This window comes from Haematospirillum sp. H4485, from assembly GCF_012102745.1.
Taxonomy (GTDB): domain Bacteria; phylum Pseudomonadota; class Alphaproteobacteria; order Rhodospirillales; family Rhodospirillaceae; genus Haematospirillum.
In genome coordinates this window covers 18,084-39,199 of record NZ_JAAVSY010000010.1, presented here as the reverse complement: position 1 = coordinate 39,199, position 21,116 = coordinate 18,084, and the positions used below count along the sequence as shown (strand labels likewise).

General features: G+C 56.2%; 18 protein-coding genes. 3 read left to right on the top strand and 15 right to left on the bottom strand.

Going from position 1 to position 21,116, the window contains the following annotated elements; translation table 11 throughout:
• Positions 1–49: 49 nt before the first annotated feature.
• From argH to HEQ61_RS08240, 5 genes are read right to left on the bottom strand one after another with little or no spacing between them, the layout of a single operon-like run.
• A complete protein-coding gene (argH, locus tag HEQ61_RS08260; protein ID WP_168020673.1) occupies positions 50–1,294 on the bottom strand; it encodes an argininosuccinate lyase in 1,245 nt (414 codons plus the stop codon).
• Complete coding sequence (locus HEQ61_RS08255) at positions 1,291–2,523, bottom strand: argininosuccinate synthase (RefSeq protein ID WP_168020671.1); 1,233 nt, start codon at positions 2,521–2,523, stop codon at positions 1,291–1,293. The genes argH and HEQ61_RS08255 overlap by 4 nt, the downstream gene beginning before the upstream one ends.
• A complete protein-coding gene (locus HEQ61_RS08250) occupies positions 2,520–3,188 on the bottom strand; it encodes an amino acid ABC transporter ATP-binding protein (RefSeq protein ID WP_168020669.1) in 669 nt (222 codons plus the stop codon). The genes HEQ61_RS08255 and HEQ61_RS08250 overlap by 4 nt, the downstream gene beginning before the upstream one ends.
• The gene (locus HEQ61_RS08245) at positions 3,175–3,807 is read right to left on the bottom strand and encodes an amino acid ABC transporter permease (protein WP_209315685.1); all 633 of its coding nucleotides are present in this window, start codon (positions 3,805–3,807) and stop codon (positions 3,175–3,177) included. Before HEQ61_RS08245 ends, HEQ61_RS08250 begins: the two co-directional genes overlap by 14 nt.
• On the bottom strand, positions 3,807–4,547 hold the full coding sequence (locus tag HEQ61_RS08240) for an ABC transporter substrate-binding protein (RefSeq protein ID WP_209315684.1): 741 nt from the start codon (positions 4,545–4,547) through the stop codon (positions 3,807–3,809). The genes HEQ61_RS08245 and HEQ61_RS08240 overlap by 1 nt, the downstream gene beginning before the upstream one ends.
• A 121-nt stretch (positions 4,548–4,668) precedes the next feature.
• Here HEQ61_RS08240 and HEQ61_RS08235 point away from each other — a divergent pair, with 121 nt between their 5' ends.
• Positions 4,669–5,145: an ArgR family transcriptional regulator gene (locus HEQ61_RS08235; protein ID WP_168020665.1), complete on the top strand. Its 477-nt coding sequence runs from the start codon at positions 4,669–4,671 to the stop codon at positions 5,143–5,145.
• A gap of 32 nt (positions 5,146–5,177) precedes the next feature.
• Here HEQ61_RS08235 and HEQ61_RS08230 read toward each other — a convergent pair whose 3' ends face one another.
• Positions 5,178–7,862, bottom strand: coding sequence for a hypothetical protein (locus HEQ61_RS08230; protein ID WP_168020663.1), 2,685 nt, complete (start codon positions 7,860–7,862; stop codon positions 5,178–5,180).
• A 152-nt stretch (positions 7,863–8,014) separates the two neighbouring features.
• Between HEQ61_RS08230 and HEQ61_RS08225 the strand changes: the two genes are divergently transcribed.
• Positions 8,015–8,776 (top strand): WecB/TagA/CpsF family glycosyltransferase, encoded by a 762-nt coding sequence (locus HEQ61_RS08225; RefSeq protein WP_245183211.1) that lies wholly within the window; start codon positions 8,015–8,017, stop codon positions 8,774–8,776.
• Here HEQ61_RS08225 and HEQ61_RS08220 read toward each other — a convergent pair.
• Genes HEQ61_RS08220 through HEQ61_RS08200 form a run of 5 tightly spaced genes read right to left on the bottom strand, consistent with a single transcriptional unit; the run spans position 8,707 to position 14,381 of the window.
• Positions 8,707–9,834, bottom strand: coding sequence for a glycosyltransferase (locus HEQ61_RS08220; protein ID WP_168020659.1), 1,128 nt, complete (start codon positions 9,832–9,834; stop codon positions 8,707–8,709). The two genes, HEQ61_RS08225 and HEQ61_RS08220, sit on opposite strands and share 70 nt — an antisense overlap.
• Positions 9,822–10,769 carry a glycosyltransferase family 9 protein gene (locus HEQ61_RS11525; RefSeq protein ID WP_168020657.1) on the bottom strand — a complete coding sequence of 316 codons (948 nt, stop codon included), beginning with the start codon at positions 10,767–10,769 and terminating at the stop codon, positions 9,822–9,824. Before HEQ61_RS11525 ends, HEQ61_RS08220 begins: the two co-directional genes overlap by 13 nt.
• Complete coding sequence (locus HEQ61_RS08210) at positions 10,766–11,869, bottom strand: glycosyltransferase family 4 protein (RefSeq protein ID WP_168020655.1); 1,104 nt, start codon at positions 11,867–11,869, stop codon at positions 10,766–10,768. The genes HEQ61_RS11525 and HEQ61_RS08210 overlap by 4 nt, the downstream gene beginning before the upstream one ends.
• A complete protein-coding gene (locus HEQ61_RS08205; RefSeq protein WP_168020653.1) occupies positions 11,860–13,215 on the bottom strand; it encodes a hypothetical protein in 1,356 nt (451 codons plus the stop codon). The genes HEQ61_RS08210 and HEQ61_RS08205 overlap by 10 nt, the downstream gene beginning before the upstream one ends.
• On the bottom strand, positions 13,206–14,381 hold the full coding sequence (locus HEQ61_RS08200) for a hypothetical protein (RefSeq protein ID WP_168020651.1): 1,176 nt from the start codon (positions 14,379–14,381) through the stop codon (positions 13,206–13,208). Before HEQ61_RS08200 ends, HEQ61_RS08205 begins: the two co-directional genes overlap by 10 nt.
• A gap of 168 nt (positions 14,382–14,549) precedes the next feature.
• On the opposite strand from HEQ61_RS08200, the gene HEQ61_RS11520 reads away from it, so the two are divergent.
• Positions 14,550–16,718 carry a GumC family protein gene (locus HEQ61_RS11520; RefSeq protein WP_168020649.1) on the top strand — a complete coding sequence of 723 codons (2,169 nt, stop codon included), beginning with the start codon at positions 14,550–14,552 and terminating at the stop codon, positions 16,716–16,718.
• 475 nt (positions 16,719–17,193) lie between these two features.
• On the opposite strand, the gene HEQ61_RS08190 is transcribed toward HEQ61_RS11520, so the two are convergent.
• From HEQ61_RS08190 to HEQ61_RS08175, 4 genes are read right to left on the bottom strand one after another with little or no spacing between them, the layout of a single operon-like run.
• Positions 17,194–18,537 (bottom strand): O-antigen ligase family protein, encoded by a 1,344-nt coding sequence (locus tag HEQ61_RS08190; protein ID WP_168020648.1) that lies wholly within the window; start codon positions 18,535–18,537, stop codon positions 17,194–17,196.
• Positions 18,515–18,997 carry a polysaccharide biosynthesis/export family protein gene (locus HEQ61_RS08185; RefSeq protein ID WP_245183205.1) on the bottom strand — a complete coding sequence of 161 codons (483 nt, stop codon included), beginning with the start codon at positions 18,995–18,997 and terminating at the stop codon, positions 18,515–18,517. Before HEQ61_RS08185 ends, HEQ61_RS08190 begins: the two co-directional genes overlap by 23 nt.
• 29 nt (positions 18,998–19,026) lie before the next feature.
• Positions 19,027–20,334, bottom strand: coding sequence for an outer membrane beta-barrel protein (locus tag HEQ61_RS08180; protein ID WP_168020644.1), 1,308 nt, complete (start codon positions 20,332–20,334; stop codon positions 19,027–19,029).
• Entirely contained in the window at positions 20,331–21,050 is a 720-nt protein-coding gene (locus HEQ61_RS08175; protein ID WP_168020642.1) for a hypothetical protein, read from the bottom strand. Before HEQ61_RS08175 ends, HEQ61_RS08180 begins: the two co-directional genes overlap by 4 nt.
• Between the last annotated feature and the right edge of the window lie 66 nt (positions 21,051–21,116).

Below are 21,116 nucleotides of genomic sequence, written 5' to 3'. Positions count from 1 at the left end.
AAAAAGGGCGGGCCTGCAAGCCCGCCCACCTGTTTCATACCTGCCATGATCAGGATGTCATCTGCTTCTTTTCCATAACCTCACGCAAGGGGCATTCCTTGTCCATTGCCTCAGCCACCCAGGCACCAACGCGGTGATGGGCATCACGGAAGGGAACGCCTTGTCGCACCAAGTCCTCAAGAATGCGGGTTGCATCCAGATAACCTGACTCTGCCGCGCGGCACATTGCATCCGTCCTGAAGGTAAGAGACTTCAGAAGGGTCGGCATGATCCCAAGGCATGCGACCAAGGTATCGACGGTATCAAACAAACCTTCCTTGTCTTCCTGCATATCCTTGTTGTAGCTCAGCGGCAGGGCCTTCATCACCGTCAGCATACCCATAAGGTTCCCGAACACCCGCCCGCTCTTTCCGCGAACAAGCTCGAAAACATCGGGATTTTTCTTGTTGGGCATCAAGGATGATCCGGTTGAAAAAGCATCATCCAGGACAACAAAACCAAACTCGGTGCTGGCCCATACAATCATGTCTTCGGCAAGCCGTGACAGATGCATCATCACGAGAGCAGCCACGCCATGAAACTCGATGATGTAGTCGCGGTCGCTGACGGCATCAATCGTGTTTTCAATAACGCCATCAAAGCCAAGCTCGGATGCAACAAAGGAACGGTCCAGCGGCAAGGTACTACCAGCCAGGGCACCTGCCCCAAGGGGGCACTGGTTCATCCGGTTTGTCCAATCCTTCAACCGCCCGAGATCACGCCCGAACATGGCAGCCCACGCCCCGAAGCACCGCCCCAACGGTACAGGCTGGGCCTGCTGCAGGTGCGTATACCCCGGCATGGCATCGTTGATGTGACGCTTCTCAAGCTCCAACAAGGTTGCATGTACGGCCTGTAGATATCCTTGTACCTTTTGTCCGGCATCACGGGCATACAGGCGCAAATCCAGCGCAACCTGATCATTACGGCTCCGCCCGGTATGCAGCTTCTTGCCGGTATCACCAGTCTTTTCGATCAGGCGCTGCTCGATGAACATGTGAATGTCTTCAGCCATGGAATCAGATGGAATTCCCCCTTGCTCCAGTTCCACAAGGATCTCAACCAGACCTGCATCTATGTCGTCAGCATCCTGCTGCGTAATTAGCCCTTGCCGGGCCAACATGCGCGCATGAACCCGGCTGCCCTCGATATCAAACCGATACAGGCGGCAGTCAAACGGCAGGGATGCATTGAAACGGGCAACATTCGGGTCCATCGGCTTGCGGAAACGCCCACCCCAGACTGCGTTGGTCATACCGGAACCTCCTCCCGCGTTCTGGACTGCCGGTGCACCATTCCATACACCTTGGCCGGCAAGGAGAAAAGATTGATGAACCCCTGCGCATCGGCCTGGTTATACAGGCTGTCTTCCTCGAACGTAGCCAAGTCCGCATTATAAAGACTGCAGGGAGATTTCAAGCCCGCATACTGAACATTCCCCTTGTACAGGCGCACGGTGACGGTCCCTGTCACGTTCTTCTGGGTTTCACTGAAAAAGGCATCCAGTGCCTCCCGACTTTGGGAGAACCATTGCCCTTCGTATACCAGATCAGCATAGGCAGGCTTCATGGATTGCTTCAAGCGCAGCATGGCCCGGTCAAGACAGGCTGTTTCCAGGATATGATGAGCCTTGTACAGAACGGCAGCAGCAGGTGATTCGTAAATGCCCCTTACCTTCATGCCAACCAGGCGGCTTTCAATAATGTCAGCGACCCCGATGCCGTGCCTGCCCGCACGCACGTTCAAGGCAGAAAGAAGGGATACGGGATCCATTGGAACACCATCCAGCGAAACCGGCACCCCCTGCACAAACTCAAGAGAAAGAAACTCTGCATCAGCAGACGCTTTCTCTAATACCTCTGTCATCAGCAACACGTCATCGGGCTGCCCCGTATCCAGCCTTTCCAGGCATCCCCCTTCATGAGAGACAAACCAGATGTTCCGGTCGCGGGAATAAGGCGATGACGGGCTGACCGACACCTCAACACCATGTGCCCGGGCATAGCGAATGGCATCCTGGCGGGATGTGATGGACCAACTCCTCCAGGGGGCAATGACCTTGATGTCCGGCGCCAGCGCATTAATGGTGTACTCAAACCGAACTTGGTCGTTTCCCTTCCCGGTCGCGCCATGCACAATAGCCGATGCACCGGTGGAACGGGCCACCTCGACCAGCTTTTGCGCAATCAGGGGGCGGGAAATAGTCCCCAGGACATACTGCTCCTCGTACAAAGCACCTGCCTTGACAAGGGGCCACACATAATCCGTTACGAACGCCTTGCGAACATCCACAACAACGGCATGGTCAGCCCCTGTCCGCAATGCTTTGTCACGGATGGCCTGCAAGTCTTCCCCCTGCCCCAGATCGACGGTAACAGCGGTGATCTCGGCATTCGGGTAATGCTCCTTCAGCCACGGAATCATGACAGAGGTATCAAGGCCGCCCGAATAGGCCAGAACGATTTTGTCCGGATTGTCTTTCATTCTTCCTGTTCCTGATAAAAAGATTCCAGATACCCAACGAGGTCACCCAGATCGGAGGTAAGGGTATCCACGGCAATCCTGCCGTTTCTCAGAAGCACAACCCGGTCGGCAACACGGGTCAGAAAATCAAGGTCGTGGGATGCAATAACCATGGTCACACCCATATCCCGGACAGAGCCAAGCAACTCCGCCACGCCGGATGTCGAGGCCACATCAAGACCAGACGTCGGCTCGTCGCACAGCACAATATCCGGCTCCATCATCAAGGTACGGGCCAACGCAACTCTTTGCTTCTGCCCACCGGACAAGTGGCGTGGATACGCTGCAATCCTTGACGTGAGCCCCAAGTGTTCCAGCAGAACGGAGGCACGCTCAAGACACGCAGCCCCCTTTCCCCGTAACCGTGGTGCATAAAGAACATTGTCCAGAACCGTCATATGCGGAAAAAGCTGGAAATCCTGAAACATGAATCCTGTCCGGCCATTACAGTGAATGACACCGGAATCTGGCTTCTCCAGATTCTGGAGAAGACGCAGCAAGGTTGATTTCCCGCTACCCGACGGGCCTGCCAAGCCGACAATACTGCCTTTCTCAATGTCCAGATCCAAACAATCCAGAATCACTGCACTCCCGAAGGATTTCGATACGGTCTCAAGCCTGAGCATAAAAGCCTCTCTTCTCGACCTTGCGGCCCAAATACTCGATCAAGAGAACCAGAAGGTAGTAATAGGCACCCGCAATACACAGCGGCAGGAAGTAGGTGAAACGCTCTGCCCCCAGAATCTGGGCCATCCGCATGATATCCAGGCCACTGATCGTACCAATCAGCGCCGTTTCCTTGAGCAGGGCAATGACCTCGTTCACCAAGGTCGGGAAAACATTGCGCAGAACTTGAGGGAGAATAATATCTTTCCACATGTAGAAAGTCGGGACTTCCAAGGCGCGAGATGCCTCGAACTGCCCGGGGGGCAGGCTCTCGATACCCGAGCGCAAAATTTCGGCGATGTAAGCGGATGCATTCAGGCCAAAGGTCACTATCCCAGCCGTCAGCACACTGAACTTGATCCCAAGGACACCCGGGAGAGCAAAGTAGACAAAAGCAAGCTGCAGGATAAGTGGTGTCCCCCGAAGAACGGAAACCCACCGGTCAATCACCACAACCCCGAAGCCCCTGAACCTCAGGATGCTGATCGCAACGGCCAGTGAAAAACCCAGCAACAGCCCCCCTGACAGCAGTTGCAGGGTCAGGGCAACGCCCTTGCCGATAAAAAGGACATGGGACATCAGCTCTTCCATGCTGAATCCCCAAGCCATTTTTGTTTCAGCCGCGCAAGCTCGCCGCTTTCTTCCAGCTCTGTCAGCGCCTGATCAACCCGCGCATGAAGGGGCGACCCCTTTGGGAAGGCAATGCCATAGCCCGTATCGGAGCGACTGATCACCGAAGATCCCAAAACCGGGTTTCTGGTAGCAAATTCCACCGCCTGGATACTGTCAATGAAAACCAGATCAACATGCCCGGCCTTCAAGGCTTCTATTGCCTGGTTGTTGTTATCCATTGCCACGATGTCAGCACCAGGCACATGCTCTCTCAACCAGATCTCCATAGTCGAGCCCAGCTGGCAGGCAATCGTCTTGTTATTCAAGGCCTCAATAAAAGAAACAGGCGTTTGCAGAGGATAAACAACCGACAGACTTTCCGTATAATAGCTTCTTGAGAAATCGAAACTTTTCTTGCGTTCCTCTGTAATGCTGATGGTCGAGATAGCCGCGTCGACAGTTCCACTTTGAAGCGCGGCTAGAACAGTACTGAACTGCATATCCTCAAAAACAGCAGTCTTGCCCAGCTTGGCAGCAACAGCGCGGGCCAGATCAATGTCAAAACCCTTTATTTCATCACCTTCCCTGTATTCAAAAGGTGGATATTCCGCAGAGGTTGCGAAGCGCATTACTTCAGACTGGTCCTCATCAGAACATGCTGAAATAAGGGATAAAGCAATAAAAACGGCAGACAGCACCTTACTCACAACGGAGCCTCACTCATTATATATTCATTTTATGACTATAGGAGTGCGGTCATTGCGGCGTCAAGGGCAATTCGGCTACAATTCCAAAAACATGAATGCAAAGTCAAAAAAGGACCGCAACATGACGCATGAACCCGCCCTTGATGGGCATATTCTGAATATTATCCAAAGCCATTCCATCTATGAACAAAGTGAAATTCAGGAGATCTTGGAGAAAAGAGGCTACAGGATTCCACAAGCCACCCTTTCACGGCGGCTGAAGAAGCTGAACATTGCAAAAGTATCAGGGCAGTACAAAAGCCTTGAGGTTTTTCATGGAACCCTTCCTGTCATCAAGGGCATACAGGTCTCGGCCCTTGGGCTTATCGTCCTGCACACACACCCAGGACAGGCAAACAGCATTGCCTATGCCCTTGATCAGAAATACGTACAGCCCTCATCAGGAAAGGACAGCGACCACCCAAGAATCCTGGGGACCATTGCCGGTGATGACACCATTCTGATCATTATCGAGAGCAAATCAGCCTTGGAAGTGACGTTGGACCATCTGTGCGCTGACTTTCCCTACCTTGATCGCCCGAAGATCCCCAAAATATAAAACAGGGTCCATCAGACCCTGTTCACTCTTGATCAATCCCCACCTATACGACCAATCGCACGCGCCAGCACGATATAAAGACGCCCCATATCGGAACTGGTGAAGACAGCCGTCAGCACATCACCACGATCATTACTTCTTGCCCCCTTCAGAAGAGACTCAAACTCGGTGACATAACGGGATGCGTATTGACGAAACTCGCGGTTCTCGGAGTACAGCTTTTTGATGGCCTGAACCTGTGAACGCGTAATCGTGCGGGCAGCATGGTGGAGGAAAACGTTCTGCTCGCCCTTGTAAAAACGCTTCCACAGATCTTCTTCCACCGATGGCGTAAACAGTCGTGTAATGTCCACCGCCGTAGCCTGAAGGCGCTCAATCACATACGATGTCTCGGTCAGGAATCGCTGAACATCAACATCCTGACGCACAACCATCAACTCGCTGGCGCGCTCCTTGGCCTCCTCGGCTGCAGCGGCCAGCGCACTTGCGCGTCGCGCAAACTCATCACCGGCCCGACTTGCTTTTTCAGTCACCGTAGCGCTGATCCGGGCAACAATATCACCGCTCTCCCCCAGTGAGCGGGTGACACCCTGCAACCTGTCCGCCGCCTCATCGGTTGCACGGCTCAAGGCATCAACCTGCGCCCGTAACGTACCCCCGGCTCCGTTCAGGGTCTCCATCGTTGTGCGGGCAGAGACAGCAAAGTCATTCGCTCCGCTGGTCAGACGAACACCAGCCGTTTCCACCCTTTCAACACCACCATCGATGGTGGCCTCAAAACTGGCCAAGGCCGCAGCCAAGGCACCACGAACGGCATCAGCACGCAACAGGGCACCATCCGCCGTCTCGCCAAACCGGCGGGTTTCAGCAGACAAGTCAGCAGCAAGCGTGCGAATGGTCACAATTGTGGCATTCGCAGCCTCGCCAATCCGGGCAGCTTCATCACCAAATGCCTGCCCGGCAGCAGCAAGGGCACTGACCCCGCTTGCCATACCATCGGTCGCAGCCCGAACACGGCTGACAGCATGATCAGACTCAGCTGCAACGGCACGCGTCGCTTCCTGGATTTCCCGCGAGGCATCTATGGCCGCGCCGCCACTTTGCTTCATGGATTCGGTCACAGTCTCGATCTCGACAACCGAACGCGCTGTTGTCCGGGTAATATCAACAGCACTGCGACTGAGAAGATCAGCCAAGTGACGAATCCGCTCTGTTGCCCGATCCGTTGCCTGCGATACCATCTGCCCCTGCTCGTCACAGGCTACACCCGTATTGCGGACCTCTTCTCCCATACGACGGGCGGCATCCTCCAATCCCTTGGCCTGGTTATGCAAAAGGCGACGCACGCCTTCTGCATGAGCTGCCGTATCACGAATGGCCGCCGCAGCGGCGTGGGCTCCCTCCAGAGCATCCGTTGTCACATCACGGAATGCATTGAAATCGCCAATCGCCGTAGCAGCCGCTGCATCAAGTTCCTGAGCAGCGGCATGTGCACTGCGGGTAATGTCCTGCTGGCGATTGTGCAGGACATCCGCCCTGCGGTCCACACCATCACCCAGCTCATTCATCTGCTGTATTACGACAGCGGTGGCGTCAGCCAGGGAACGCGCCCGCTCCGTCATGGTCAGGATAACGTTGTCAATTGCCTCTGCCCGCTTGGTCAGGCCGTGCGTTGCCTTGGCGGCACCCACCATCAGAGTGGTTGCAGCGTGATTGAAGGTATCTGCAGAGACCTTGGCAGAAGCCAGTAACGCATCCTGACGCGTTACCAGATCATCAACAACCCGGTTGCGCTCGGCCAGATCTGTACCAAGAACGGCCAACTGCTCACACTGACGCCCCAGTGACGCTGCCAATCCCTCCGCCGAGGTGTCGGCCTGGCGGGCAGCTTCAGTCAAACTCGCGTAGTGATGTGACAGGGAGGAATCCAGAGTGGCCGTGACGTCCCGGACCTTCTCCACCAGCTCCGAAACTTGGCGGACCTGGCTGGCTGCGCGCTCCAGCGCCGGAGTTGTTCGGGTATCAACGTCCTGGATCATATGCGCCAGCTCGCGCGTTTCGCGCCCCAGGATATCGCGCAGGACAGAAGCCTGGCTTGCTGCGGCATAGGTTGCTTCCGACAACTCTATGGCCTGCGCCCGTAAAGCACCGGCCACCGTCGCAACCTGGTTCTTCGCATGGTCTGCCGGGTACGTCAGCAAGGCCAACTGGGCACGCAGAACCTGTGCCTCGCGGTGGATCTGCGCACCACGCCGGAAGAAAGCGACCAGAAGCCACAAAAACATCAAAGGCAGAACATAAACAGCCGACAAGGCCGCCACCTCAATTGGCGGCAAACGCCCCAGATCCGGAACGGGACCGAAAACACCACTGCCCCACCAAGCCCCAACCGATGTCCACACCAGACTGATCAGGGTGGCAAACCGTATAGCAAACGGGGATTCCGGCTCATCGGATAACAGGGCAGACGCTGCAGACAATTCAGGGGCAGAACCGGTATCAGGCAGGAGAGCCGGACGAACAGGCGTTGGTGCATCCACACTGCCACCAACGGACTGCGCATCTGCGGTACCCGCTCCATCCATACCCTGACCTTGCCCGGAAGAAGGCGCACCGGGATGCGGAGCCTGAAGCTTGAAGTGCACGATCCGCGGCTGGACCGGATCAACACAGATCTCTCCTGCCTCGCGCTCGTCCGATTGCACATTATCGGTCATGACACCTCCTGCCCGCTCCGCTCCGGGTATCTGTATCTCATGCCCTGAAACAGAAACACTACTACAGTCGGGCAAAATTGTTGCCGGATCAATATAATCTGCGCAGTATCGTGTTTCCGAGACAATTCAACAAGAGTCATGCCGTGCTGCCTATGCCGGTTTCCACACCACGGACACAGCTGTCCATTCTGGGGTGCCCCCTGTCACTTCTCTCTCCGCATCAGGCCGCACGGCAGATCGTGCTCTGGGCACAAGGCAAACAAGAATATCCGGCTCTTGTCCTGTTCAGAGATGCACACAGCCTGCTTGCCGGGCGGGACATACAAGACATACGCCAACTGGAGCACGCGGCCGATCTGGTCCTGCCCGATGGCATGCCCTTGGTCTGGATCGCCCGCGCACGGGGATATGCCTCCGCCCAGCGCGCCTATGGACCGGATATCATGCACATTCTGTGTTCTCTTAAAACACAGACCCCGCTCAGACATGCTTTTCTGGGTGGAGCACCGGGCGTTGCGGAAAAGCTTGCCACATCCTTCCCGAACCTGTCTGTCGCCGGCATGCTGACACCGGATATTACGGATGGGTCACGCTTGGATTTCGGGCTGATCCAAAAGCTGAATGCCATGAATGCCGACCTGTTGTGGGTTGGCCTGGGAACGCCCAAACAGGACATATGGATTGCAGCCCATCACCCTTACCTGAATGCGAAGGTGATCCTGGGGGTTGGTGCCGCATTCAATTTTCTGGCTGGCACAGTACGCCAAGCACCGCGCTTTTTACACCCACTCGGGCTGGAATGGCTGTGGCGGATGGCCATGGAACCAAGACGCCTGATACCCCGCTATGTCAAAACTGTCCCGCGGTTCAGCTGGCTGGCCTTGCTGGAACTCTGTTCAATACAGCGCCGATAAACCTCCAGCAACGGATCTATACTGGTGAACAAGGATCGCGCACGTCGATAACCATCAGTCCCGACGGCAGCATACTCAACCAAGGCCATCTGAATCGCCACGCCCAAGGCATCTGGGTCCCCGGGTGGAACAAGGAAACCTGTGGGACCAAGAACCTCGGGCAGCCCTCCGACAGCCGAGGCAACAACAGCTGCACCGGCAGCCATGCCTTCCAGTGCCGCACGCCCGAAAGGCTCCGGCCAGAGAGAGGGAACCACAACAACCTGCGCCTTCTCCATCGCACGATAGATGTCTTCAAGCGGTACATGCCCATAGACCTTGATCCGGTCACAGGCCCGAACCTCAGCCTCCATCGGTCCGGTCCCGTAGATGCTAACAGGGACAGAGGGATCAAGTGCCCGAACAGCCTGAAGAAAAACATCAACCCCCTTCTCGGGTGACAAGCGCCCTGCATACACAACTCCGCTGCGCTGTGCAGGGGGACAGGGCACCAGATCCGGCGCACTATTCAGCACCACAACCGCTTTGCTGCGATCAAGGACCGGGGCCAGAATGTCGCGCAAAAAAGCCGAGGGCGTAACAAAAGCAGAAACTTGGTCCCAAGTCTTGCGCTGCCAACGCACCATGCACGCAGACAACAAAGTCTGCATTCGGCTGTTACGCCAGCAACCATGATAAATCCCCGGAACAGGGGAAGCGCGACAAGCCACACACAAGCCTTCACCCCGCCACAATGTTGCAGATGGACACAGCAGACGGGCATTACGCAGATGCTGGACAACGGGAATGCCACGATGAAAAGCAGCATGGTGTACGGCCGTTGTCGCTGCCGGAAAGAAATTCTGGACGTGCAACAGATCAAATGAACCGTGCTCCAGCATACGGGCAACACGATGCCCCCATACGCCGGGCCACACCGTTCCACAACGCCCCAGGGCGGGTGCAATCATCTGCGTAACCTGAACACCGGCAGAGCGCAGACGTGTGGCATCAAGCTCAACCGAAACATCTTCGCCTCCCGCAAGGCGATAGCGGGCATGAAACATCAAAACGTGCATGGCGACACCGTACCTTGGAGCTGTGCATGCAAAACCGGTAACAGGGACTTCATGACCATGCGGGGCAAGAGCTGCGACAAACAGGCATGATCACCACGCCAACAAACTCTTGCCGGTGCACCAGGCAAACCACAGGGCTGACACTTTGGCCCAAGACGCAGGACAGGAACACCGGGGGGATCCCAAGCCCGTGCTGTCGGGCCAGCAATCCCTACAACCGGTACACCCAGCGCGGATGCCAGATGCAGCGGGCCACTGTGCACACTGACCACAGCACGGGCACCGGCTATCCCGGCCAGAAAGTCACCAAGGGGACGCCTGTCATCAACACCACGACGGACAAGCCAATGGAATCCCGTCACAGCTTCCAGATACGGGGCAAGCTGATGCATGCCATCCCATTCCTGCAAGGACGTGGCGGCTCGTACATGAAGCTCCCCATAGGCAGTAGTACCCTCCACACGTCCGGGCAAACGGGCCAAACGCATAACAGGGCACACGCCCCCCATGAAACGGGCCAGGTCATACAGCATGTCATAAACAGGGCGGTGCGGATCAAATGGCAAGCGATGTGTCAGCAGGTATTCTCCCCGGCTGATGCCAGAATCAAAGCCGATACGGCATGGAGAAACGCATGCCGCAACACCATGAACCGCCGCTGTTTCATCATACGACAACAACGCTTTATCCTGACGCCCAACCTGCTTCACCAGTGCGGGAAGACAACGCAAACCCGCTATGCCGGACAGGGAAGCCCGTGGCACGGTGACAACGCGCACACGATCCAGTACCGGATTCAGGACAGTTTCTCCAATAGGCGATAACAAGACGGTTATATCCAGATCCGGACGATCTTTCTTCAAGGCCAGAAGAACAGGCAACAAGGCCAAGCTGTCCCCCATACCCCCAACCCGTGCAATTAGAACACGTGTCACGTGTGTAGCCTGATCCTGGCTAATAAACGGGTAACAACGCGATCCGGTGCCCGACGACAAGCCAACCAGCGCCCGACGCGGCCCATACGGCGACAACGATCCGGATTGGCAAGAAGCTGCTGCACGGCACGGGTCATATCGGGAACGGTTTCTGCCACTATTCCTGTTACGCCATTCACAAGCCAACCACCAACCGCAGCGGATGGTGTTGCCACCACGGGAACTGCGCAGCACAGGGCTTCCCAGCCAACCAGGCCATCAGTTTCATAATCCGACGGGATCAGCACAACCGAAGCCTGCTGGTAAAACGGAACAACATCGCGCTGTAATCCGTGAAAAATAACACGATGCCCAACACCAGCACGTTCAGCGAAAGCCATCCAGCGCGATACAGGACCTGCCCCGACAACATCCAGAACCACATCATTTGCCAACGGAACGATAGCCATAATGGCGAGGTCAAGACGCTTGCGATGCCAAGCTCCACCGACAAACAGAATGCGTGTTGATCCCTTGGGAGGAGATATTGCGGGAACAAAGCAATACGGATCCGATGCATTCGGCACAACGTGTATCCGGTCCGGAGATATGCCGTGCTTCCGGACTAGATCAAGGGCCAAGGATGTAGACACAGGGAACAGAAAGACAGCCCGGGACGGGTGAAGGACAAAATGCTCCAGCGTCATGGCGATCCAGTGGCGCCACCGCTCGTGAGAATAGCGGACACATCCGGCAAGACCAGAAATGACAGCAAGACGTGGATACCAGCTTGATGACAGAAAATGGACCAGAGCAGCATCTCCCCCGCCGTACAGGGGACTGTCGAGCAGGACATAGTCCATTCCCCGCCGCAGCCAGCGACGGGCCATCCACCAGACAAGCAAGAAAGTCAGAAATCGTAAGGATCCATGCCAGACCGGAAGAGTGGGTAAACGAATCAAGCGTATTCCCGGCGGCAGGGTGGTCTTGTCGGCAACAGCCGTGACAACCGTCAGGCGTACTGCTGGATGTGACGCCAAAGCCCGCACCAAGCGCCAGACAGCGACATCCTGCCCAGATCCAAAGGGGCGCAGGGATTGCGTAACCAACATCAGACGCATGGCATAATCGTGCAGCGCCGCCGGTTGACCGCCAAACCCAGCGCACTCCAGAACAAGGCTGCCAACACAACAGATTTACCCCCCAGGAACACAGATGCAAGCATCAGCGACCAGGCAAAGGACACCATGCCCTGCCCCAAGGCATCACGCCCCTTGCCACGACTGGCTGATACCAATATAGCCATCACCAGAACCAGCAGGGCCATTCCTCCGTCTTCGACAAGATCCATGGCCCGGCTGTGATGGTAGACCTCTCCCGCATGCGGACTCTGTTCCGGGGCGAACTTGGTCATGGCAGAGCCGCTGGCTCCAAACCCGTACCCAACAAGGAGGACACCCGGATTATGGAGCACATGCTCAAGCCAAGCCACCTGCGCATGCCAACGCTGCAGATAGGTTCCCGTTACAAAGATCCGGCCCACAAGGCTGTGGGTATGTTCCCACCGGAACGCAACAGCCTGCATAGCCTCAAGACCGGGAACAGATACCATCCCGATCAGCAGCAGCACCAGTACACGAACCAGGACAGATCGTAACCGCCCCAGAATACTGCCCAGCATGGCACCAGCCAGCACAACCCATGTAAAGCGCACCATGGTGAGAACCGTACCGGCCGCACACAAAGCAGCCAACCCTGTGCGTGCCAGAATCTCAACCACCCCGCCGGGACGGGGGCGACATAAAACCCAAGAAAATGCCATAAAGACGCCCATATCCGTTCCATTGCCAAAAAAGGCATACGGGCGTAACCACCCGGCTTCCAGATTCCCCAGGCCATGAGCGCCCGTCACGCCAACGGCACCACCACGAGCCAGAACGGACCGTCCGGATTCAATCCAGGCCAGATCCAGCATACCCGGCCCGTCCATCATCTGAATGCCCCCCCAAACAAGCCCCGCAATGACCAGAAACAGGGGCAAGCCGTAACGTGTTCCGGCTGCTGGTCCACACTGCCGGACCAGAAAATAAAAAATCAGACAACCGTACTCTTCTTTCCAGTGCGCAAAACGCACCATCCATGGGACGCGGGGATCCAGCAGAGCAAGCCCCAAGGTCAAGGCAAGAAGGGCAAAGACCAAATAATCTGTTACGCAATCTGCGGGAACAGATCTGCCGCTCACCGTTCCCAGAAAGAACACAAGCACAATAAAGGCATCCGCTACTACAATCAGAACATACCAAGCCAGCTCGCTCTGCCCCAGCCACGGGTCAAGAAACAGAAGACGACGCAAACCATAATTGATGGCCAAGCCTGTCAACGCTGCACTGAAACGGTGTCCTTCACCGCAGGCCGCGTACAACAACAGGCTGCTGTACGCCAAGCCAATCAGCAACACTATCGCCATGGCCATGCCAACACCACCGCGTTTGTAGCGTACGACAACGCCAGAAGAGCAAGGAGGCAAGCGATGCCATAAGGAGCACACAGCGGCAAACCAGCCATGCAGATACCGCCAGCACAGAGGGTTGCCAGAAAAACCCGTGCATTATCCTGCTTGGCACGCACAAAGATACCCGCAGCAGCTGCCAGTGAAGCAGCCACCAGGTAGGTACAAGCCAGAACACCATCTGCCACGCCAATGCCATGGGCTGGCAACAGGACACGCAAGGATCCTGGATCATCTCCGGCGAAACAAAGACCAATGCACCACAGACAGGATAATCCAGACAGGCTCACTCCAAAGACAAGCGCACGTGCCTTGGCCAATCTTTTCTGTTCTTCACGCACCAGCCGGGCAAGGCGTGGCTGTAGATACCCTCCAAGGAATGCCATGCCCTGCAGGACAGGCATCATCAGAAGCTGAACACGTCGCCAGTCGCCAGCCCCTTCCGGACCGTGAAAAACTGCAACAACCAGCACAGGCCCTTGCTGCACCACCAAGGCAACAGGCAACGCGAGCACCAGGCAAATCCCCTTGCGCACATGCCACGCCAATACACTCTTCAGCACACGCACGCGCAAAGGCGAAAAATGGGCCAGACATCCGATGCTCGTTATTGACAGAACCAAGACCAGGTTATGCGGCGTAAGATCACCCGACAGAACAAGAATACAGGTGGCCAGTGGACACAGCCCCACCCAGATCCACACCTTTGGACCTGTGCAGATACCAGCCTGCATAAGGCGGCGGTGCAAAAAAACAGTCGCCAGACCGGGGGAAAGAAAGAAACCGGAAACCGGCAGGGCAAACCACTGCGTATCTGAAAACCCAACCATCAGGATACCAGGCAGGAATGCAGAAAGACCAAACCAGCCGAAGATAGCCTGTAACATGCGTCCATGCGTGCGACCGCACCGCCCGCGCTGGCTGAAGGGATCCAGAAACACGGCGGTTAGAATCGAAACACCCACCCACATTCCCGACAGCAAAAGGGCAAACCGCCCATGATCTTCTGGAGAAAAGACAGCAACAGCCAAGACAGACAAGCCAAAGACAATACAGCCACTACAGACATGGAAAAGAATCGACCGCGGAAGAAGGGCTCCATGGCGCAAAAACACAACGCGCATAACGTGAAATGAATCCGGGAAAAATCTTTTGCGAAAGTTCAAACCGTGACGTTCATGTTTCGTCCATCCATATGAATTCATTGTCTGTTATTCCGGCACACAATTCTTCACCACTCACCATCATTGTGATAACAAATCCGTCTATTTTCTACCAAAGAGATGTAACGCGTGCGCGGTATTCAGGCGACAGGACAACACAGGGATGATGGTGCATTCGACACCATCCTGAGGCTACTGTGGCGGCGGTGGCGCACTGTCATGTCGCCCGCATTTGGTCTGATGACGGTCACCCTGATAGCGAGCACAGTCATGCCACGGCATTACACCGCAACATCTGTCATCATGCTGGACCGGGGACAGCCAGAAAACGTAACAGGTGTTGCGGGTGTAAATCCTGCTTTGCCGCGCGAGCCTGTCTCCATACTTGGGGAAATCGAGGTTCTGCGTTCTCCGGCCCTTATCTCTGCCCTGATAAAGGCTGAAGATCTGGAAAATGACCCAGAGTTTGTTCCAGCCCTCGCATCATCAGAATCAACAGCATGGCTGAATGGATTATTGGCCGCGCTGAAACCAGAACCCGATCCCATACCGGCAGGTGCATCCCCAGCACTGCATGCCGTGCGCAAGGCAATATCTGTCAACCAGATGAACCGTGCCCTGGTTATCGGCATTTCTGTCAGCACCCGAGAGCCAAGCAAATCAGCACGGCTGTCCAATCGCTTGGTCGAGCTGTACCTGGAACATCAACGCCAAGCCAGGACAGAAGCCGTTATGTCGGTATCCGGCTTTCTCAATGATCGTCTGGAAACCCTGCGTCAGGCTGTCAACGACGCCGACGCCAAAGTCACCGCATTCCGGAGTACACATGGCCTTGGCCAGAACGGGGAGATTTCATTGGCCGCACAGCAGCGCACAGATCTCAACAACCAACTGGTACAGGCGCGTACAGCCCGGGTCAGTACGGAAGCGCGCCTGGAACGCCTGCGCCTGGCTGCACACCATGATGATCTGGAAAACATGCCTGATGTCCTGCTGTCTCCCACAGTACAGAATCTGAAAGCGCGAGAGGCAGAACTCAGCCGCACACTGGCCGATCTCAATGCACGCTATGGAGAGAAACACCCCTATATCCGCGATACCAAGGCGCAAATAGAAGATCTGCGCCGACGCATAACCGGCGAGGCTATTACCATTCTACGCAGCATGGAAAACGAAGCATCCATTGCCCGCATCCGCGAACACAGCCTGACAGCAGAGCTTCGGGACCTGGAAAACCAGCGGCAGACAGAAGGCGAAGCCATGATCCGGCTCAGGGAACTGGAACGGGAAGCCGAAACCAGTCGTGCCCTGTACCAAACGTTTCTGACGCGCATGAAGGAAACCGGCAGCCAGGCTGGGCTCGACATACCGGATACACGGGTTGTCTCCAGCGCTCCGGTTCCTGATCGACCCGGCGGCACACCACGCGGTGCGCTGGTTGTTGCGTCCTTCTTTGTCGGTCTCCTCCCCGGCCTCGTCCTGGCCATTTTGGTCGAACGCCTTGATCGCAGGCTGCGTCACCCACGTGATATCCCACAGAAGCTTGGCCTTCACCTGGCCGGACTGATGCCCCGCGAAACCGCAGCACCACGCAATACCATGCCACCGGGCAACACAGCCGAGGAATTACGAGCCCTGATCGCCCGGATATGGCCAGCCGGTGATACCCCCGGACCATCAATACTGGGGGTAACATCGACCCTGCCCGGCGAGGGCAAAACAACGCTGGTGTACCGTCTTGGTCAGGTCCTTGCGCGCAGCGGGCGCAAAGTTCTGCTTGTTGACGCCGACCTGCGCCGCCCGGCACTAACGCCGCTGGCAACGGGAAACCCCGTGGATCCGGATAATTCTTCAACACCAAATCTGATGTCTGTGCTGGCAGGCACACAGACTCCGGAAAGCAGCATTATCCGCTTGCAACAGACCAGCCTGTTCCTTTTACCCGGTGCCATTGCCGGGGCCGTAGCACCTGATCTGCTCGAGGGGCCGGGCTTTATGACCCTGCTCCGCTATATGCAGGATAACTTTGACATCGTACTTCTTGATGCGCCCCCCGTTATGCCGGTTGCAGATGCACGGGTTATGGCGCGCTTCTGCCAAACCATGCTGTTTGCCGTGCGCTGGGAAAGCACACCCAGCGACGCAATCCAGCAAGCCCTGGAATTGCTCGATGCCTCCGGTGCCGGTGTCCCCCTGATGGCTGTTATGACCATGATCGACCTACGTAAACAGGCAACGTATGGCTATGGCGGGTACTGTCAGCATTATTCTGCCTATCAGGAATACTATGCATACTAGGAAGAACTGCCTTCCTGCCATGGCCTATGGACTGATACTGCTGCTGGGGTCAACGGTCATGATGGTGGAGTGGATCCTGGTCCTGCCCGGATATAGCTTAATGGAGGACCTGTCCCGCAATCATCCTGTATCAAAATCACAGGCACACCTTCTGGCCACTATGCCCGGCCATATCCCCGAGGCAGCGAGACAGCGCGCGGCCGGCCTTACCCTGCTTGGACAGTGGGATCAAGCACAACAACAGCAGGAACAGTGGCTTGCCCTTTCGCCCGCCGATGCTTATGGATACCTGCGCCTGAGCATCATCGCCAGCATGGCAAAGGATACAGACACATCAACCTATGCCTTGGCGATGGCGTTCAGAACCGGACGCCACGAACGTGAGCTTATGCTGCCAAGGCTGTTAGAAACCGTAACACAGTGGAACAGGCAAGAACATCCTGTACGGGACATGGCACTGAACGACCTTGCCATGCTATGGCGGTGGGATCGCACTGGATTGACCCAATCCCTGCCCGTGAGCAAAGCTTGGCCCCTGTACAGTCGCGCCTTGTCGGGCACTGCGGCTTTTACGGAAGCGATGACCCTGCGTTCCACACCCTAAACCAAGTAACAGGGCAACCCATAGACTGTTGGCTGGAATCTGGGGTGCAAAATCAATCAGCCCCTGAACAGCAGCCAGAGCAAGAGCCGAAATCCCAACAGCCGGAGCCAGGTCAGTGCGTACAGCCCGGGCCTGACGCCAACAGATGCGCACTTGGCCAAGAACCACAAAAGCCAGAACCAGGAAAGCGGGTATCCCGATCTCGACTGCCAGTTCCAGATACATGTTGTGAGCCCGATCCCAATGCTGGACCGTTACAACATCGCGCCAGCCCGTGAAGGCATGGTCAAACCCACCCCCACCGACACCAGACCACCACTGATCCGCTATTCCGCGCACAAGACAATGCCACACATAGAAACGGTCAATGTGATCGGGATCTGTTGCAAGCCAGCGGTCCGTAACAACACGCCCGGACACCAAGATCAGAATCAAGAAAAGGAAAAGGGTTTTTGCGCTGTCTTTATGCTGTGGTCGGCGCAACCAGACCAGTACCACCAAGGCAACAACCAAGGCTGCAAACCCGCCACGGCTCCCTGCCATCAACACAGCAACAAAGGGAATGGAAACCATGACAGACCTGTACAGGCCCGACATACGATCAGCAGATCCTAAAACCACCAGACAAACCAAGCCAAAGAAACAAGCCGCTGCATTACGGTTTATAAACGGACCCGTCAGCACCCCGATATAAGCTTCCTTCTCCCACAGGACCAACAACCGCCCCGGCGACAGCATTTCAAGAAGAATGGAGACAAGAGCCCAGATCAGACCACCTACAGCCATACCACGCAGAACCCACACGGCACCATAAGCTGTATCACGGGCCAAGACAAACCCGAGAAAGAAAACGCCACCAAGGGAAGCCAGACGCAGTGCATGCTCAACTGCCGTCACAGGCTGCACGGCCAACGGCACCAGAGAACCCGTCACAGGATAGCTCACAACAGCACCAGGCCAGATCGGCAAGGCCTGCAGCAGCATCCACACCAGAACGCCCGAAAAAAGAAATAAGGAACGCTGCAAACGCACCGGAACATCACAGCGTGCCAGAACTGCCATCATGCAGGCACCGGCGATGATTCCTGGCAAGTGCCAAACCCAGGGACGATTGCTGCCAAAAGGAAGCGGTACCCACAGGGCAAGACCCACCAGAACGCATGGCAGCCACACATGCCACCCCGGGGGATGATCAGAAAAATCTCTGGTGAACATGAATGATGTCTCCGGGCTGAACCGGCACCGTCAAGGAAACTCGCCGGATTTTGGCATCATCACGGCGAATGCTGATATCATCCTCGTCCGCGCGGTAGGTAAAGCCACCGCCCAAGGCAACCGCTCCCATAACAGACAGCCCGCTGGCCCATGGATAGGCACCCGGCTTTTGTACTTCTCCCAGAATGTAGAATGGACGATGGGTTGTGACCTCAAGCGCCACATTGGGTTGACGCAACCACCCATCTGCCAAGCAACTGACCAGCGTTTCCTCCGCTTCCTTGAGGCTCAGCCCGCCCAGCATAACAGGCCCGAGCAGAGGCATCGCCAGGCGCCCGTCGCTATCCAGCGAGAATGTCCCGGAAAGATTCTCTTCACCAAAAACCGTTACGCGCACCACATCGCCCGGCCCCAAGCGGAACATGTCGGTTGCCGTGACATGAACAGGAATGAGAAACATCAGCGCAAACAACACGACAAAGCATCGCATTATAAACGTACTCCCAGACGTGTGGACAACCGGAGCCGTTGATAGCTGTACTCCGGCAGGGATGACGCCTGGTCGTCATCCCTGACATGAAGGCTGAGATACCAGTGTGGCCCAAAAGCAAAGCGCGCCTCGGCCTCAATACTTTGCAGAACATCGCGCCTTTCGCGGCCAAACCAGGACAGCCACGGGGCAGCCTGCCAGTCCGACGTCTGGCGGAATACACGCAGACCAATCTCCAGATTGCGCAGTACCTCATGGCTGATCCCAAGCCTTGCCTCCTTGGACAGGGCACCGGCCCATCCATAAACAGCACCTTCACGGACCCTGTGCTCATACAAACCGGACAGGGTTGTCAGAGGTGTTGGCGCAAAGGCAAAAGATGCCGACCGAACAGAACGGTTTACCGACGGAAAAATGGGGGACAACCAGTGAACCGAGGCACGCCCCGTGGTTATTTCAGCAATCAGGCGCTCGTTGATATCCATCCCGATACCAATGAAGCGCCGCGCTTCACCAAAGCCAAACTCCATGCCATAAGGCTGACGCATGTCATTAATTGAATAGTGGCGGTCCTCACCGACAAAAAGGTCCAGTTGGTCAATCGGAGAAAACCCGGCACGATAAGAGGTACGAATGTCATGCCGGTCCCGGTCATCCTGTTCAAGCAAGCGGCCATCGAACATGGTGCCATCATGATAGTCATCACGTTGCACACTACCCCCCACCATGCTGAAGGCACGGACGTGGCGGATAAGAGCGCGCGCTTCCGCCTTGTATATGTCAACGGCAATGGGCTCAGCCGCAACACGTGACCGGGAGGAATCCCCCGGCATCTCATGACGGCGGCGGGCAGACAGTTCCCCAGTCATCCAGGAACGATCCCATGCCCGTCCGGTCAGGAATGTATAGGCACCCGCATTATACCACGCACCGAAAGAACCAGACACAGGCTGCACATACTCCAGTTCGCCGCCTGTTGTCAGCTGCCATACATCGGGTTTTGCCCTGACCCTGGCATCAACCGACGTCACAAGACTGCTAATACCGTCAGCCTGTGAAGATGAGCGGGAATGCGGGTTGCTATCCCACAAAACAGCCTCATGCATACCAAGGTCCAGGTGCATACCATGCCCCTCCCACCCCGGAGGCTGGTAAAGGCGCCGGCGTTCATCTGCCTCTTTCGCGGCTGTTGTTATGGCGGGAAGCCCTGAATGGGTCGCAAGGTCACCAATGCCAGCATATGCCGGTACCAGCACCAGCAGCGGCATGACAAAAAGAAAAAAAGCCGATAACAACAGGCGGTTCATGACGGGCTTGGCAAAAGGAGGGAAGGAACATGTGGCGGCGGAAACAGAAACAGCCTGTACAGAAGCTCAAACCCCTCGTACGAACGTGATGGAGATGAGTCACCATCCATAAGACCGCCCAGACGAAGGTCATGATCACGCACCATGATCCGGCTTGGATCCGGAATGTTCTGTATGCTGTCTGGTAAGGGATCCAGCGTTGCCTGCCTTATGACAAGCATGACACGGCGCAATGCTGCCATCCCATGTTTCATGGCTTTGTAATCATCTGGCTGGTCCACCGGAACATCACGCAGGGCATAGACCGTGCCCCATGAACCAGCCTCCATCTTCCCCAAACGGGCAACAATGCGTTGGAGGACACGAACATCCGCATGCGGAGCTGCTGTACGAACTGCGGCCAGAATATCAGCAGCATGACGTCCTTCTGAGGCAGCAAGAGCAGCAGCCAGAACGGCTGCAGCCAAGCGGGTCTGCTGTTCGGGTAAGGCACGCATAACAGCAACACTGGCAACCGGGGCTGCCAGCCATGGTGCCAGACGTACAACCAAGGCAACCAAGTCCGGCCCCAATTCAGGGGCCTGCTCCGATAATGTCAGGACAGAGTCCAGAACAGCCGTATCATCCCCAGCCTCAACAGCATTCAGAACCCTCGTATACCCCTGCAAAGGGGCAGAGCGAACCGATTGTACAGGCACGAACAGAAAGAAGACCAAACAAACAGCCTTCCAGAATCCCCTGTAACAAGACACAGCACACTTGCCCCGGATACGTCGCGAAAA

Coding starts and splice junctions, on each gene's coding strand:
- argH (WP_168020673.1), bottom strand. CDS start 1,294: ATGACCAACGCAGTCTGGGGTGGGCGTTTCCGCAAGCCGATGGACCCG.
- HEQ61_RS08245 (WP_209315685.1), bottom strand. CDS start 3,807: ATGTCCCATGTCCTTTTTATCGGCAAGGGCGTTGCCCTGACCCTGCAA.
- HEQ61_RS08230 (WP_168020663.1), bottom strand. CDS start 7,862: ATGACCGATAATGTGCAATCGGACGAGCGCGAGGCAGGAGAGATCTGT.
- HEQ61_RS08180 (WP_168020644.1), bottom strand. CDS start 20,334: ATGAACCGCCTGTTGTTATCGGCTTTTTTTCTTTTTGTCATGCCGCTG.
- HEQ61_RS08185 (WP_245183205.1), bottom strand. CDS start 18,997: ATGTTTCTCATTCCTGTTCATGTCACGGCAACCGACATGTTCCGCTTG.
- HEQ61_RS08200 (WP_168020651.1), bottom strand. CDS start 14,381: ATGCGCGTTGTGTTTTTGCGCCATGGAGCCCTTCTTCCGCGGTCGATT.
- HEQ61_RS08205 (WP_168020653.1), bottom strand. CDS start 13,215: ATGGCGATAGTGTTGCTGATTGGCTTGGCGTACAGCAGCCTGTTGTTG.
- HEQ61_RS08220 (WP_168020659.1), bottom strand. CDS start 9,834: ATGCACGTTTTGATGTTTCATGCCCGCTATCGCCTTGCGGGAGGCGAA.
- HEQ61_RS08235 (WP_168020665.1), top strand. CDS start 4,669: ATGACGCATGAACCCGCCCTTGATGGGCATATTCTGAATATTATCCAA.
- HEQ61_RS08225 (WP_245183211.1), top strand. CDS start 8,015: ATGCCGGTTTCCACACCACGGACACAGCTGTCCATTCTGGGGTGCCCC.
- HEQ61_RS08190 (WP_168020648.1), bottom strand. CDS start 18,537: ATGTTCACCAGAGATTTTTCTGATCATCCCCCGGGGTGGCATGTGTGG.
- HEQ61_RS08210 (WP_168020655.1), bottom strand. CDS start 11,869: ATGCGTCTGATGTTGGTTACGCAATCCCTGCGCCCCTTTGGATCTGGG.
- HEQ61_RS08250 (WP_168020669.1), bottom strand. CDS start 3,188: ATGCTCAGGCTTGAGACCGTATCGAAATCCTTCGGGAGTGCAGTGATT.
- HEQ61_RS08255 (WP_168020671.1), bottom strand. CDS start 2,523: ATGAAAGACAATCCGGACAAAATCGTTCTGGCCTATTCGGGCGGCCTT.